Origin of the sequence: Roseovarius sp. A-2, from assembly GCF_002072155.1 — a bacterium.
GTDB lineage: Bacteria > Pseudomonadota > Alphaproteobacteria > Rhodobacterales > Rhodobacteraceae > Roseovarius.
In genome coordinates this window covers 45,450-60,095 of sequence record NZ_BDIY01000004.1, presented here as the reverse complement: position 1 = coordinate 60,095, position 14,646 = coordinate 45,450, and the positions used below count along the sequence as shown (strand labels likewise).

Sequence of the window (14,646 nt, the reverse complement as noted above, 5' to 3'; positions counted from 1 at the left end):
CGATGTTCCTGCAACTTTTCGGCACGGTGGTGATCGCGGGCATCGTCGGCTATGTCAGCGAGAAAAGCGGCTTTACCCGCAACGGCTATCTCCCGTCGATTATCATCTGCATTGGCGGCGCGTTCCTGTTCTATTTCATCCGCATCATGTTCGGCATCCGCTTTGGCGCGCCTGGGATTGATGCGATACTGTCCTCGGTCGGGGCATTGATCATCGTGCCGACCCATTGGCGCAAGCGGAGGTAAGTCATGGGCGTGGTCTATCTGATCATCATCGGGGCGGCGGCGGGGTTCCTCGCGACCCGGCTGATGCGGATCGAGGCCGGGGTGGTGCAGACCGTGATGATCGGCATTGCGGGGGCGCTCATTGGCGGGGTTGTGATCCGGGTGTTGCTGATGGTGACCGGGCTGTTGGGGGGGCTGATCGGCGCGGTGCTGGGCTCGTTACTGCTGATCTGGTTGTACCGGATGTATCTGGGTCGCAAGTGACGCCTTACATGCGTGGCGGGCGCGCGCGGTAGACCGGCAGTCGCCAGCCGAAGGCGAGCGAGCCTGCGCGCAGGGCCCATGTGAGCGCGGCGCAGATGCAAAGGATCACGAGCAGGTCGTCGGTGACGCGCGCCGCCACCACCGCCCCGAGCGCGCCGGCGAAAGCCGCCGAGACATAAAGTTCGCCCTGTTTCAGCACCAGCGGGACCTCGCCCACCACCACGTCGCGCATCAGCCCGCCCATGCAGCCGGTGACCATGCCCATCAGCACCACGATTACCTCGGTCTGGCGCATCGCCATGGCCGCGCTGACACCCGCGGGCACAGCGACGGCGAGGGCGAAACTGTCGAGCCACAGGAGCCAGCGATAGCGGCTCTCGACCAGATGGGCGGTGAAAAAGACCGTGAGCGCCGCGGCGCAGGCGATCAGGATGTAATCGGCATTGCCCATCCAGAACACCGGGTTGCGATCCAGCAATACGTCGCGCAGCGTGCCGCCGCCCACCGCCGTCAGGCACGCGAGAAAGGCAAAGCCCACGATATCCAGTTGCTGGCGCGAGGCGACGAGCGCGCCGGTCAGCGCAAAGATCAGCACCGAGGCGTAATCGAGCAGGATGAGCGCGCTCATACCCCGGCTTTGCCCGGCTTGAACGGGGCCATACCCGCGCGGGCAAGCTCATCCGCGCGCTCGTTCTCGGGGTGGCCCGCGTGGCCCTTGACCCATTGCCAGGTCACGTCGTGGCGTTTCTGCGCCTCGTCCAGACGCTGCCACAGCTCGACATTCTTGACCGGTTTCTTGGCGGCGGTTTTCCAGCCGTTGCGCTTCCAGCCATGCATCCAGCCGGTGATTCCGTTCTTCACATAGGCGCTGTCGGTGACGATGGTGATGGCCGAGGGTTTCGAGAGCGCCTCCAGCGCATGGATCGCCGCCAGAAGCTCCATCCGGTTATTGGTGGTGTCGGCCTCGCCGCCCGAAAGCTCGCGTTCCTTGACGATGGCATCGCCTGCCATGGCGCGCATCAGAACGCCCCAACCGCCCGGGCCGGGATTGCCCGAGCAGGCACCGTCGGTATAGGCGAAGAGATCAGCCATCCGTGAGCCCAACGTAACCCGGTAGCGCTGCCACGCGGGCGCACCACGCGGTGAGGCGCGGAAAGCGGCCCATGTCAAAGCCGCCGCGCGTTCCGGCGGTGTGGGTGTAGGCATAAAGCGCGATATCGGCGAGCGTGGGGGAGGGGCCGCAGAACCAGTCCTGCCCATCGAGCGCTTCTTCCATAAGCGCAAGGATCGCGTGGCCCTGATCCAGCAATTCGGCCATACGCTCGGGCGTGGCCTCATGTGCCAGATGCGGATAGGTCGCGAGCGAGGCGCGCATGGCGACGACCGGCTCGTGCCGGTTCTGCTCGAAGAACATCCAGGCGAGCATCTGCGCCTGTTCCAGCGCATCCTCGGGCACCCAGCCAGTGCTCGCACCCAGATACCAAAGAATCGCGTTCGATTCCGTCAGGATCGTGCCACCCCCCAGATGCAGCGCGGGCAGCTTGCCGAGTGGCAGATGCCCCGCCGCCTTGGCCTCGGTCAGTTCGGGGGTGTTGGTCTCGATCGGCACATGAGTATAGGCCCGCCCTTCGAGCGCCAGCAAGAGCCGCACCTTGTAGCTGTTGCCCGAGGAGGGCATCGAATAGAGCGTCAGATCGTTCATGTTTGGCCCTCAGATAAAGACGCCGACCGCGAGGCACGCGATCACCACGGCGCTGAGCAAGAGCCGTAGCGGCATCCACCATGCGGGCGCAAGACCCCAGCGGGCGAATTGCAGATCCAGGGCCAACAGCCCGGCAAAGCCGAAGATCAGGCTCGTCCCCGCCGAGACCGGCCCGCCGCCGGTCATGAAGAACGCCCAGAGCGCGGGGATCACCGAGAGCGCGTAGCCGGTGGTGGCGAGGAGGCCAGTGGCCTTTGTGGCAAACCCCCAGAGCACGCCGGACATGAACGAGAGGACCACCGAGCCATAAAAAAGCATCACGTAAGGCCCGGCAAAGCGCGGGCCGACGGTCTGCGCCGTCCACAGGCCGAGTTCGGGGAGAAGCACGGTCAGCGCCCCCCAGAGAAAGGGCAGGAGACCGGCAAGGCCAAGTATCAGCGGGGCGCGCGGGATGGTCTGGAACATGGCCGCAAATTGGCGCGGTGGCGCGGGGTTAGCAAGGGCAGATGGGGCGTCTGGTGTGGTTGCGATGCAGAGTTTGCGGTCGATTGCCGAAATATCCTTGCGTTTGATGATGGCCTGAAGCGGTCAGTTGGACTGGGCCGTGCATCGCCGCGCCGGGGGCGGCACGGCGATGCGCGGCGGCCTTACGGCCTTGATTCCGCGCAGAGGCATAAGGGCCAAGGTCCGCTCAAGGCCAACATTGCCGACCGCTCCACCGTGCCGTCATGCACACGTTGGGCTCTCATCCGCCATCCGACACGACGCACGCGCGATTCGGCCACGCGCGACCCCACGTCGCATTCTGAACGCGGCAGTCTCCTGCGCGGTGGCGGCTTGTCCGACTGTCACCGCACAGCACGCCCCGAAGCGGGGCGTTTCCGGACGTCTATGACGGGTCGGGGCCAATTGGCCTGCAGCTCCTGCGACGGGTGCTTCCCTCGATGCCCGTCATGGGTCTCCAGAACATCGACGAAGTGCTGTGTCGGGAGCCGCAGGTTTTCGGAAGCCCAGACCGCTTCCGTCACCATGACCTCGGCGATGTCGCTGATCGGCAAGGGCACCAGCCGCCCAGTCGCGACATTGCAGATGCTTTCGGTCAGGATGGTGATGCCCATCCCGCAGGAGACCAGACCGGGAATGCCGATGGAATCGCATGCCTCCTGGACGATGTGCGGCTGAAAGCCCGCCTTGCGGCACAGCGAAAACAGGTAATCGTAGAAATATGCCCAGGCCTCGGCGGGGCCGTGCTCGAAATCCTCATCCGCCAGATTCGCAAGCGTAACCGAGGCGCGCGAGGCTAGCCGGCGACCCTCCGGCACGATGCAGATGGGACGGTCGGCCTGCACAACGCGGCTGTGCCCCCCCCCGGCTGACGCACCGGCCTGATGACAAATCCGATATCGAGCTTGTCGTCCCGCAACTCCTGAAGTTGAGACGCCGTGATGCGGGCGGCCGCCAAGGCGGGCGTCTTGATCGCCGATATCGCCCTGACGCTGATGGCGCAGGCGGCTTGGACGGCGTCCGAGCCGTTCCCGCTGGCGAGCATCCGGCAGATCATCATCTTTACGGCGGTGTTCTTTCCGCTGGTGACCAGCCTCGGCGTCGATCCGGTGGTGTTCGGCATCTTCACCGTCATGACCTGCGAAATCGGGTTCCTGACCGGCGGAACCAAGGAAGACACAAAACATGCGGATCTGATCTGTTTCGACCTGCAAAGGGGCGGCTCGGTCTTTTCGGTCGGTTCGATCACATGCTGTGGCAGCTTGCCGTGGAACGGGTTCGACAATGATGTCTCGCGCCTGTTGGAGAATTGTCTGCACCGGAAACTGACGGGACCGTAGTGACCGGAACGAACCTGTTGGCCCTATTCGAATGTGTCGCAATCTGACTGCCCGTCACCGTGGCGGGGGCGCGTGACGGATCGTGTCTCGATCCCGCGTCAAGAGCTGTCGCCCCGCGACATGGCTGCGACAGTGTTATTGCTGGTGCCGATCATGTTAACTGGTATTGTGAAGTTGCATAAGGCAGAGGAACCAGCGATCATGCGTCTCACCTCTTTCACCGATTACGGCTTACGCATGTTGATGCGGATGGCGGGTGCGCCGTCGCACTCGTTCTCGACTGCCGAGCTTTCGGAAGAATTCGGATTGTCGCGAAATCATCTGGCCAAGATCATGCAGCGCCTTGCCCGCGCCGGGCTGATCACGACGCGTCGCGGCGGCGGAGGCGGGGCTTTGCTGGCCCGACCGGCGGACGAGATTCGGCTCGGCGCTGTCGTGCGCGTGCTGGAAGACGGGCAATCCCTGGTCGAGTGCCTGAGCGAAGGTGGCGGGGCTTGCACTCTCGATGGCCGTTGCAGGCTCAAGACCCGGCTGCGCGCGGCGGAGGCAACTTTTCTCGCCGATCTCGACCGCTCCACACTCGCCGACATCGCACTCGTCCCCTCAGCCGCAGAGTAACTTCGGGGTCGAGGCAGGGCGACTGCCATCCTGTTTTCCGATGGCAGTGCTGGCCCCGGGCGCTGGATGCAAGGGACGGGGTGAATGCCCTGGAACATTCCGATCGACTTCGGCGAGGATCATGCGCGTTACCCGCGCCATTTTTGCTCAATTTTCAGTCAGATCCGGGGTTCTGCTTGGTGAATCGGCATCGACACACTGGACAGGGCGGCGCAGATCCCGCAAGCTGTCAGCACATTGGCAACTAAAGCCATCGGCAATCGAGCCCCGTTTTTCCTCATTCAGAGGGACGGGGTTTTTTTATGGAAAGGGTGTCATCGTGACACTGCGTTTGGGTCTCGTCTTTTCCACGACCGGCAGTTACGGCGCGCTCGGGCAAAGCGCGCTTGCGGGCGCGCTCGGTGCCATCGAGCGCCTTGCGCGGCACGGTGCAGCGCCGATCACGCCGGTGATCGCTGACCCCGGTGGCGATCTGGCCGCTTATGAGCGGATGACGCGCGAGATGCTGGAAAGCGGGGTCCGGCATATCGTCGGGGCGATCACCTCCTGGAGCCGGAAGGAGATGATTCCGCTGCTCGAACGGCATGGCGGGCTGCTGTGGTATCCCTGCCCTTATGAGGGGTTCGAGAGCAACGATCATGTCGTCTATCTCGGCGCTTCGCCGAACCATCATGTGGTTCCTGTGGCCGACTGGATCGCGGCTCAGGGCCTGCGCCGCGCCTTTCTCGTCGGATCGAATTACGTCTGGGGCTGGGAAACCCTGCGGCTGGCGCGCGAATGCCTGATGGATCGCGGGATCGAAGTGGTGGGCGAACGTCATGTGCCGCTCGGGGCGGACACGCCGGCGCATATTTTCAACGAAATCCGCGATCAACAGGCTGATTGCGTCATCGACAGCCTGATCGGGCCGTCGAATACCAGTTTCCTCCTGGGGCTGGCCGCGCGTCGCACGTCAGACTGCCCGCCGGTCCGCGTGGTCAGTTTCAACCAGACCGAGGCCGATCTCGCCGAGATCGGGCCAGCGGCGGATGGGCTGCTGTCGGCGGGCAGTTTCTTCGAGACCAATGCCGACGAGGCGTTGCGCGATGTGGCCCGGCGGCACGCACCGAACGGCCGCGTCTCGTCGTTCTTCGCGACCTCCTTTGCCGCGGTGGAGATCATTTCGGCCGCCGTGGCGAGGGCCGGAAGCGATTCGCCCCCGGCGGTGTTCCGCGCGGCGACGGACGGGCCTGTGTCCACCGTCATGGGACCGATGCCGATTGACCCGGTGCTACGGCATGCAATGCTGACACCACGGCTGGCCATCGCATGCAAAGGGCAGTTCGATGTCGTGCAATGCGCCGGTGCGCCGGTGGCCGCCGATCCTTACATGACCGCGCGATCGGCGCGACGGCCCGCCCCCGCCGCGCAGGCACAAAGGAGGCTGAGGGTCGTGAAATGAGCCATGCACCCGTGCATAACTTTTCCGGACAGACCGCGCTTGTCCTGCACCGCTCGCCGGAGATCGGCCAGCGGATCGGGGCGCGCTGCGACCGTTTGGGCGTGCGCGCCTGTCTGGAAAAGAACGCGCTCGATATCCGGAGCGCGCGCGATGCCGACATGGTGATCCTCGATATCGACACGACCGATGACGCCATGCTGCCCTGGCCGCGCGCCGAGGCACCGATGCCGCTGATCGGGCTGATCGGGTCGGAAAGCCCCGGTCGTCTGGCCTGGGCACTGGCGCAGGAGGTGGACGCCTACCTGCCGGTCGGGGGCCTGGGTAATTTGTTCTCGGCGATGGTCATCGCGCATGAGGTGTTCGCGAAAAAAGCCGTGCGGCGCGCCCGCGAGGCGGACATTGCCCGCCGCAGTCATCATCGGCTCGACGTGATTCGCGCGGTGCTCGCGCTGATGGAAGAGGGGCGCGACGAGGCGCTGGCGCTCAAGCAGTTGCGCACGCTGGCGATGGTCGAACGCATCACGCTCGAGGAGGCCGCGATCCGGCTATTGGCTGAGGGGCGCACCGCGCGGGGGCGGGCGAGATGAGCCACGCACAGACCCTAAGACCGCGCGCACCGGGCCGGTTTTGGCGCATCATGGGCGAGTTGATGCGCCGCCCGCGCGCGGCCTTCGGCATGGCGGTGATCGTGGTGATGGTCCTTTGTGCGGTGCTTGCACCCTGGATCATGCCGCATGATCCGTTCGAGCAGAGCTTTGACGGGCTCGATCTGATGGGCGGCCCGTTGCCGCCGGGCGGCGAGTACCTGTTGGGCACCGATCTGCTGGGCCGCGATCTGGCGTCGCGGCTGATTCTGGGCACGCGCACCTCGCTGATCATCGGGGTGGTGGCGAACGGCATCGCGGTCATTCTCGGCGCGGGCGTGGGCATCGCGGCGGGGTATTTCGGCGGCTGGACGGCGGCGATCCTGATGCGCTTTACCGATCTGATGATGGCGTTTCCGGCGCTGCTTCTGGCCATCGTGCTGGCGGCGATCTTTCAGCCCAGCCTGATGATCGTCGCGCTGGTGATCGCCATGGTCAACTGGGTGCAGATGAGCCGGGTGATCTATACCGAGACCCGCAGCCTTGCCGAGCGCGAATTCATCCAGGTGCAGCGCGCCATCGGCTCGTCACCGCTGCGTATCCTGGGCAAGCACCTGCTGCCGCACCTGCTGTCGTCGATCATCGTCTTCGGCACGCTCGGCATCTCGACCACGGTGCTGCTCGAGGCGACGCTGAGTTTTCTCGGCGTGGGGGTGCAGCCGCCGATGCCAAGCTGGGGCAACATCATCTTTGAGAACCAGACCTATTTCTCGACCGCGCCCTGGCTGGTGTTCATTCCCGGCCTGCTGATCGTGCTCCTGGCGCTGGCCTTCAATCTGGTGGGCGACGCGCTGCGCGATGTGCTCGACCCGACACTGAAGGGGCGGCACGGATGAGCGGCTATCTGATCCGGCGGCTGCTTGAAAGCGCGCTGATCCTGCTCGGGATCACGCTGGTGACCTTCGTGCTGCTCTACCTGATTCCCGCAGATCCGGCGCGGCAGATCGCGGGCCGTTCGGCCACCGCCGAGACGGTCGCCAATATCCGCGACCAGCTGGGGCTCAACGATCCGCTTTTCGTGCAGTATTTCCGCTATCTCGGCAACCTCGTGCAGGGCGACATGGGCCGGTCCTACCTGCAACGCGCCGAGGTGGCGGATCTGATCGCCGCGCGCCTGCCCGCAAGCCTGCTGCTGATGGTCTCGGCCATCGTTACCGAGCTGATTCTCGGGCTGAGTATCGGGGTCATTGCCGCGCTGCGCCGCAACCGCTTTGCCGATCATTCGCTGATGATCTTCAGTTTTGTGTCGATCTCGGCGCCGCAATTCGTGATCGGCATCCTGCTGCTCTATGTCTTTGCGGTGCAACTCGGCTGGCTGCCCATCGGCGGCTATGGCACCTTCGCGCATCTGGTGCTGCCTTCGATCACCCTCGGGTTCCTGGGGGCGGGTTGGTACAGCCGCATGATGCGTTCGTCGATGATCGACGTTCTGGAACAGGATTTCGTGCGCACCGCCCGGGCCAAGGGCCTGTCGAAACTGCGCATCATCGCCCGCCATGTCATGCCCAATGCGATCCTGCCGATCATTGCCATGATCGGCATCGACATCGGATTGTTCATGTCGGGCATTGTCGTTGTCGAAAGCGTCTTTGGATGGCCCGGGATCGGCCAGCTTGCCTGGCAGGCCATCCAGCGCGTCGACATTCCAGTGATCATGGGCGTCACCATGGTTTCGGCCACGGCCATCGTGCTCGGCAATCTGCTCGCCGATCTGGTGGCCCCGCTGATCGATCCCCGCATCAAGACAAAATGAAACCGACAGAGGAGAGAAGACCGATGAAAAACGCATTGATGGCCGGCGTCGCCGGATTGGCTCTTGTCGCGGGCGGTGCGCTTGCACAGGTGAACGAGGACGCCCCGCAGGGCGGCGAGATGGTCGTGACCTATCAGGACGATGTGGCCACGCTCGATCCCGCGATCGGCTATGACTGGCAGAACTGGTCGATGATCAAGTCACTGTTCGACGGGTTGATGGGGTATGAGCCCGGCACCACCACGCTGCGCAACGAACTGGCGGCGAGTCACGCGATTTCCGGGGATGGCATGACCCATACCTTCGTGCTGAAGGACGGGATCAAGTTCCATAACGGGCGCGAGATCACCGCCGAGGACGTGAAATACTCGCTGGATCGGGTGACAAACCCCGAAACCCGCAGCCCCGGTGCCGGATTCTTCGGGATGATCGCGGGGTTCGACACGTGGAACGCGGGCGAGGGTGAGGGGCTGAGCGGGGTCGAGGTGCTGGACGACAAGACCGTGCGCATCACCCTGGCGCGGCCAGACGCCACCTTTAGCCATGTCATGGCGCTCAACTTCGCCTCGATCGTTCCGCGCGAGGCGGTGGAGGCCTCGGGCGAGGATTTCGGGCGCGAGCCGGTGGGCTCGGGCGCGTTCCGCCTCACCGACTGGACCCCGGGCCAGCAGCTCGTGTTCGAGCGGTTCGGGGACTATCACCGCGCCGGTGTGCCCAAGCTTGATCGGGTGACCTTCGATATCGGGCTCGATCCGACGGTCGCGCTGCTACGCCTGCAAAGCGGCGAGGCGGATGTGCCGGGCGATGGTATCCCACCGGCGCAGTTCCTGCAGGTGATGAACAACCCCGCGCAGGCCGAGAACGTGGTCGAGGGCGGCCAGTTGCATACCGGCTACATCACGCTCAACACACGCATGGCACCGTTCGACAATGTCGATGTGCGCCGCGCCGTCAACATGGCGATCAACAAGGCGCGAATCGTGCAGATGATCAACGGGCGCGCGGTGCCCGCCAATCAGCCATTGCCGCCGACCATGCCCGGCTATGCCGACGACTACGAGGGCTATGCCTTCGATCCCGAGGCCGCCCGCGCCCTGTTGGCCAAGGCGGGCCATGCCGACGGATTTACGACCGAGCTTTACGTGATGAATGTCGACCCGAACCCGCGCATCGCCCAGGCGATCCAGCAGGATCTGGCCGAGATCGGTGTCACCGCCGAGATCCGCAGCCTCGCGCAATCCAATGTGATCGCGGCGGGCGGCGAGGCCGATCAGGCCCCGATGATCTGGTCGGGCGGCATGGCCTGGATCGCGGATTTCCCGGACCCGTCCAATTTCTACGGCCCCATCCTGGGCTGTGCGGGCGCGGTGCCGGGGGGCTGGAACTGGTCGTGGTACTGCAACGAGGAGATCGACGCCCGCGCCAGCGCCGCCGATGCGATGGCCGACCCGGCCAAGACCGCCGAGCGCGAGGCGGCCTGGCGGTCGATCTATGTCGATATCATGGAAGACGCGCCCTGGGTGCCGGTGTTCAACGAGCAGCGCTTCACGCTGGTCTCGGGCAATGTCGCGGGCGATGACAGCCTCTTCGTGGACCCGGTGCATATCCCGGTGAACTACGATTACATCCATGCCGCAACGGGTGAGTGAGCTCATGTGCAAGACCTGTGACTACACGATCCATGGCCACCATCACCACGGGTGGGATCATGGGCTCCCGCCCGCGCAGTCCGTGGCACCGGGCAGCCGGGTGCATTTCCGCTGTCTCGACAGTTCAGGCGGGCAACTGACCCGCGACAGCACCACGGCCGATGTGCCCGGTCTCGATTTCAGCAAGATCAACCCGGTCACCGGCCCCGTCTATGTCGACGGGGCCGAACCGGGGGACGTGCTGAAGATCACGCTGGAGCAGTTCCACCCCTCCGGCTTTGGCTGGACCGCCAATATCCCCGGTTTCGGCCTGCTCGCGGATCAGTTCACCGATCCGCATCTCAAGGTCTGGTCCTATGATCCGGATACGCTGGCCCCGTCGCTCTTTTCCGACACCGCCCGCGTGCCGCTCAAGCCTTTCACCGGCACCATCGGGCTCGCCCCGGCAGAGCCGGGGTTGCATTCCGTGGTGCCGCCGCGCCGAATGGGCGGCAATCTCGACATTCGCGACCTTTCCGCCGGATCGGTGCTCTACCTGCCGGTCGAGGTCGCGGGCGCGCTGTTCTCGGTGGGCGATACCCATGCCGCGCAGGGCGACGGGGAGGTCTGCGGCACCGCCATCGAAAGCCCGATGGATGTCGAGATAACGCTCGACCTGATCAAGCAGGAGCGGCTCGACTTTCCGCGCTTCTCGACGCCCGGGCCGGTGACCCGTCACCTCGATGCCAAGGGTTACGAGGTCACGACGGGGATAGGCCCGGACATGATGGAAGGCGCGCGCAACGCGGTTTCCGGCATGATCGACCTGCTGGGCAGGCAGCACGGGCTCTCGGCGGAGGATGCCTATCTGCTGTGTTCGGTCGCGGGGGATCTGCGGATCTCGGAAATCGTGGACATGCCGAACTGGGTGGTGTCGTTTTACTTCCCGCGGATCGTCTTCGAATGACACCTGATGCCGTCAACGGGCGGGGCGCGGATGCGCGCCCCGCCCTTTCGGTCCGCGATCTGACCGTGCAGGTGGCCACCGGCGCGGGCGGCAAGACTGTGCTTGACGGGCTGTCGTTCGATCTCTTTCCCGGTGAGACGCTGGCGCTCGCGGGGGAAAGTGGCTCGGGCAAGTCGATGACGGCGCTGGCGATCATGGGCCTTTTGCCGCGTCCGATGGCGCGGATTACCGGCGGCTCCATCCGGCTGGGGGATCGTGAGCTTGCGGGTCTGGGCGAGCGGCCCTACCGTGCCATCCGGGCGCGGCGGATCTCGATGATCTTTCAGGAACCGATGACCTCGCTCAATCCGCTGATGACTGTCGAACAACAGCTCTGCGAGGTGTTGCTGGAGCATGACATGTGCCTTAGCGGCGAGGCCCCGGCGCGCGCGCTCAAGCTGCTTGAGGACCTGCAACTGACCGATCCTGAACGGCGGCTCGGGCAATATCCGCACGAGTTGTCGGGCGGCATGCGCCAGCGCGTGATGATCGCTATCGCGCTGGCCTGTGAGCCCGAGATCCTGATCGCGGATGAGCCGACCACGGCGCTCGATGTCACGGTGCAGGCCGAGATCCTGGACCTGATTCGCTTGCTGCAAACGGATCACGGCACCGCCGTTCTGATGATCACCCATGACATGGGCGTGGTTGCCGAGATGGCTGACCGCGTCATCGTCATGCGCGAGGGCACGCCGGAAGAAATTGCCCCGGTGGGGCAGATCTTCGCGGCGCCCCGCTCGGCCTATGCGCGGCAATTGCTGGCCGCCGTGCCCCGGCTGGGTGCGGCACCCGCGCGCGCGCCGAAGGGTGGCGCGCAAAGCATCGTCGAGGTCGAGGATCTGAGCGTCCGCTTCGACGTGACCGGCGGGATATTCAACCGGACCGTGGCGCGGTTGCATGCGGTGGAAGGCGTCTCGTTCCGAATCGGGGCGGGAGAGACGCTGGCGCTGGTGGGTGAATCTGGGTCCGGTAAATCGACCATCGGCAAGGCGCTACTGGGGCTGGTGCCGTGGGGCGGCTCGGTGCGGATCGATGGCCAGCAGACCAAGGGGCTGTCGCGGGCGGCGATGCGGCCGGTGCTGCGCAAGATCCAGATGGTGTTTCAAGACCCTGGTGCCTCGCTGGACGCGCGCATGACCGTGGGCGAGCAGGTGGTCGAGCCGCTCCGGGTGCATGGTCTGGCGCAGGGGACGGAGCTTATGGACCGGGCCGAGTTCCTGTTCCGGCGCGTCGGGTTATCTGCCGACATGCTGGCGCGCTATCCGCATGAGTTTTCCGGCGGCCAGCGCCAGCGGGTCTGCATCGCGCGGGCGCTGAGCCTCTCGCCCCGGGTGATCGTAGCGGATGAGAGCGTCTCGGCGCTGGATGTTTCGGTGCAGGCGCAGGTGCTGGAGCTGTTGCAGGAATTGCAGGACGCCGACGGGTTGTCTTATCTCTTCATCAGCCATGACATGGCGGTGATCGACCAAGTGGCTGACCGGGTCATGGTGCTGCGGCTCGGCCAGGTGATGGAAGAGGGGCCGCGCGACGCGGTGCTACACGATCCGCGCCATCCCTACACGAAACGGCTGCTCGCGGCTGTGCCGGTCCCCGATCCGCAGCGGGCGCGCGCGCTGCTTCCGCCCGCGCCCGAGGCTCCAAGTCCGGTGTTGCCGCTTGATGCGACAATGCGGCGCGTAACTCTCACGCCGGTGGCCGACGGGCATCGCGTCGCGGGGTGGTCCTGAGATGGCTCGCGCAGCGACAGATCACTCAGAAGCCGACGGCCTGACCGTCCTTGCGCGGATCGGAGCCGGCGCAATATCCCCCCGAGGGCAGGCGATGGACAAGCTGTGCGCCGCCGAAACCGAAGGCATTGTCGGGGCTCTCCAGCGTGACGGCGTGGCCGAGCGCGCGCAAGCCCTCGATGGTCTGCGGGGACATCGCCGTTTCGCAGGCCACCTCCAGCCCCGACACGACCCGCCAGCGCGGGGCGTCTGCTGCGGTCTGGACATCCTGCCCCCAGAGCTGGGTGCGCAGCGTCATCTGCACGTGGCCCTGTGCCTGCATCGGGCCGCCCATGACCCCGAAGCTCATCAGCGGCGCGCCGTCCCGCATCAGAAAGCCGGGAATGATCGTTTGAAACGGCCGCTTGCCGGGCGCGACCTGGTTGGGGTGACCGGGCTGGAGCGCGAAGCCCGCGCCACGGTTTTGCATGTGAATGCCCGTCCCCGGCACCGCCACGCCCGAGCCGAACCCGGCATAGTTCGACTGGATGAACGACACCATCATGCCGTTTGCATCCGCCGCCGACAGGTAGACGGTGCCGCCGTTTTTTGGCGCGCCCGAGCCGAAATCCTGTGCCGAGTCAGCACTGATCAGCGCGGCGCGACTGGCCAGATATTCGACGTCGAGCAGCGCCTCGGGGGTGATCTCGGTCATCGCCGACCTGTCGCCGACATAGGCGTCCAGGTCGCGGAAGGCCAGCTTGGTGGCCTCGATCTGGTAATGCAGCGCCATCGCGTCGTCGGGGCCGAAGTCGCGAACCGGCGTGTGGCGCAGGATGCCCAGGGTCATCAGCGCCGCGATGCCCTGCCCGTTGGGCGGGATCTCGTGCAGGGTGACATCGTCGAACTCCATCGACAGGGTGCCGCACCAGTCCGGGCGGTGGCGGGCGAGATCGTCGAGGGTCAGGCCGCCGCCATGGGCGCGCGCTGCCGCGACGATCTTTTCTGCCAGCGCACCCTCGTAAAAGGCGCGCCCCCCGGTCGCGGCGATCTGGTGCAGGCTTTCGGCCAAAGCGGCGTTGACAAAACGCTCGCCTGCGGCGGGCGGCTCGCCGTCGCGCAGAAAGGTCTCGGCAAAGCCCGGTTGATCGGAAAGTTCGTCCGCCCCGAGCCGCCAGAGCCGCGCGATCACCGGCGACACCGGAAAACCATGCGTCGCATAGCCGATCGCAGGTTCGAACAGGGCCGCAAAATCGAGCTTGCCGAAGCGTCGCGACAGCTCTGCCCAGGCACTCACGGCCCCCGGCACGGTCACGCTGTCCCAGCCCCGGAACGGCATTTCCGTGGCACCTGCGAATCGCTCGGGCGTCCAGGCCGCCGGGGCGGCGCCCGAGGCGTTGAGCCCGTGCAATTCCTCACCGTCCCACAGGATGCAGAGCGCATCCGAGCCCACGCCGTTGCCGGTGGGCTCGACCACGGTCAGTGTGATCGCCGCAGCAAGGGCGGCATCGACGGCATTGCCGCCGCGCGCCAGCATCGAAAGCCCCGCCAGCGCGGCCAACGGCTGCGAGGTTGCCACGACATTTTCGGCAAGGACCGGCGAGCGGCGAGAGGCATAGATGGATTCCTGACGCATCTGCATGGGGTGGCTGTCTCCGTCTGGTGTTGTGTCACACGGTCCAGACTCATCGGAGGACAGGTGGCACCCTGCATGATCACAAGCCTTAGTGGGGCCGCGGCACAGCGTCCAGCCGACCGGCACACGCCCTTGCACCCCGAACATGCGCAGATCTGCATCGCAAGCAGTCACGATCAC

At 65.4% G+C, this 14,646-nt stretch carries 17 protein-coding genes; 11 read left to right on the top strand and 6 right to left on the bottom strand.

Annotated elements, in window-relative coordinates; genetic code table 11:
- Positions 1–2 precede the first annotated feature (2 nt).
- Complete coding sequence (locus tag BHD06_RS07520; RefSeq protein WP_080456381.1) at positions 3–245, top strand: hypothetical protein; 243 nt, start codon at positions 3–5, stop codon at positions 243–245.
- Positions 246–248: 3 nt separating this feature from the next.
- Positions 249–488 (top strand): GlsB/YeaQ/YmgE family stress response membrane protein, encoded by a 240-nt coding sequence (locus tag BHD06_RS07515; protein WP_080456380.1) that lies wholly within the window; start codon positions 249–251, stop codon positions 486–488.
- 4 nt (positions 489–492) lie between these two features.
- On the opposite strand, the gene BHD06_RS07510 is transcribed toward BHD06_RS07515, so the two are convergent.
- The 5 genes from BHD06_RS07510 to BHD06_RS07490 form a co-directional block, all read right to left on the bottom strand.
- Positions 493–1,116 (bottom strand): trimeric intracellular cation channel family protein, encoded by a 624-nt coding sequence (locus tag BHD06_RS07510; RefSeq protein ID WP_080456379.1) that lies wholly within the window; start codon positions 1,114–1,116, stop codon positions 493–495.
- Complete coding sequence (gene rnhA, locus BHD06_RS07505; protein ID WP_080456378.1) at positions 1,113–1,580, bottom strand: ribonuclease HI; 468 nt, start codon at positions 1,578–1,580, stop codon at positions 1,113–1,115. The genes BHD06_RS07510 and rnhA overlap by 4 nt, the downstream gene beginning before the upstream one ends.
- Positions 1,573–2,190 (bottom strand): glutathione S-transferase family protein, encoded by a 618-nt coding sequence (locus BHD06_RS07500; RefSeq protein WP_080456377.1) that lies wholly within the window; start codon positions 2,188–2,190, stop codon positions 1,573–1,575. Before BHD06_RS07500 ends, rnhA begins: the two co-directional genes overlap by 8 nt.
- Before the next feature lie 9 nt (positions 2,191–2,199).
- Entirely contained in the window at positions 2,200–2,655 is a 456-nt protein-coding gene (locus BHD06_RS07495) for a DUF3429 domain-containing protein (protein ID WP_080456376.1), read from the bottom strand.
- Positions 2,656–3,038: 383 nt separating this feature from the next.
- Positions 3,039–3,539 (bottom strand): LysR family substrate-binding domain-containing protein, encoded by a 501-nt coding sequence (locus tag BHD06_RS07490; protein WP_254892340.1) that lies wholly within the window; start codon positions 3,537–3,539, stop codon positions 3,039–3,041.
- Positions 3,540–3,635: 96 nt separating this feature from the next.
- Between BHD06_RS07490 and BHD06_RS24230 the strand changes: the two genes are divergently transcribed.
- The 9 genes from BHD06_RS24230 to BHD06_RS07445 all read left to right on the top strand — a co-directional run bounded on the left by BHD06_RS24230 (position 3,636) and on the right by BHD06_RS07445 (position 12,851).
- Complete coding sequence (locus BHD06_RS24230; protein ID WP_254892339.1) at positions 3,636–4,034, top strand: TRAP transporter large permease subunit; 399 nt, start codon at positions 3,636–3,638, stop codon at positions 4,032–4,034.
- Positions 4,035–4,235: 201 nt separating this feature from the next.
- Positions 4,236–4,652 (top strand): Rrf2 family transcriptional regulator, encoded by a 417-nt coding sequence (locus tag BHD06_RS07480; protein WP_080456528.1) that lies wholly within the window; start codon positions 4,236–4,238, stop codon positions 4,650–4,652.
- Between the two features lie 319 nt (positions 4,653–4,971).
- The gene (locus tag BHD06_RS07475; RefSeq protein WP_176214308.1) at positions 4,972–6,093 is read left to right on the top strand and encodes a transporter substrate-binding protein; all 1,122 of its coding nucleotides are present in this window, start codon (positions 4,972–4,974) and stop codon (positions 6,091–6,093) included.
- A complete protein-coding gene (locus BHD06_RS07470; protein WP_080456374.1) occupies positions 6,090–6,680 on the top strand; it encodes an ANTAR domain-containing response regulator in 591 nt (196 codons plus the stop codon). The genes BHD06_RS07475 and BHD06_RS07470 overlap by 4 nt, the downstream gene beginning before the upstream one ends.
- Positions 6,677–7,573, top strand: coding sequence for an ABC transporter permease (locus BHD06_RS07465; protein WP_080456373.1), 897 nt, complete (start codon positions 6,677–6,679; stop codon positions 7,571–7,573). The genes BHD06_RS07470 and BHD06_RS07465 overlap by 4 nt, the downstream gene beginning before the upstream one ends.
- Entirely contained in the window at positions 7,570–8,490 is a 921-nt protein-coding gene (locus tag BHD06_RS07460) for an ABC transporter permease (RefSeq protein ID WP_080456372.1), read from the top strand. Before BHD06_RS07465 ends, BHD06_RS07460 begins: the two co-directional genes overlap by 4 nt.
- Positions 8,491–8,513: 23 nt before the next feature.
- Positions 8,514–10,139: an ABC transporter substrate-binding protein gene (locus BHD06_RS07455; RefSeq protein ID WP_080456371.1), complete on the top strand. Its 1,626-nt coding sequence runs from the start codon at positions 8,514–8,516 to the stop codon at positions 10,137–10,139.
- A 4-nt stretch (positions 10,140–10,143) separates the two neighbouring features.
- On the top strand, positions 10,144–11,085 hold the full coding sequence (locus BHD06_RS07450; RefSeq protein ID WP_080456527.1) for an acetamidase/formamidase family protein: 942 nt from the start codon (positions 10,144–10,146) through the stop codon (positions 11,083–11,085).
- Entirely contained in the window at positions 11,082–12,851 is a 1,770-nt protein-coding gene (locus BHD06_RS07445; protein WP_080456370.1) for an ABC transporter ATP-binding protein, read from the top strand. The genes BHD06_RS07450 and BHD06_RS07445 overlap by 4 nt, the downstream gene beginning before the upstream one ends.
- Before the next feature lie 25 nt (positions 12,852–12,876).
- Here the strand turns inward: BHD06_RS07445 and BHD06_RS07440 are convergent, their stop codons facing one another.
- Positions 12,877–14,472: a gamma-glutamyltransferase family protein gene (locus tag BHD06_RS07440; RefSeq protein ID WP_080456369.1), complete on the bottom strand. Its 1,596-nt coding sequence runs from the start codon at positions 14,470–14,472 to the stop codon at positions 12,877–12,879.
- Positions 14,473–14,646: the final 174 nt, after the last annotated feature.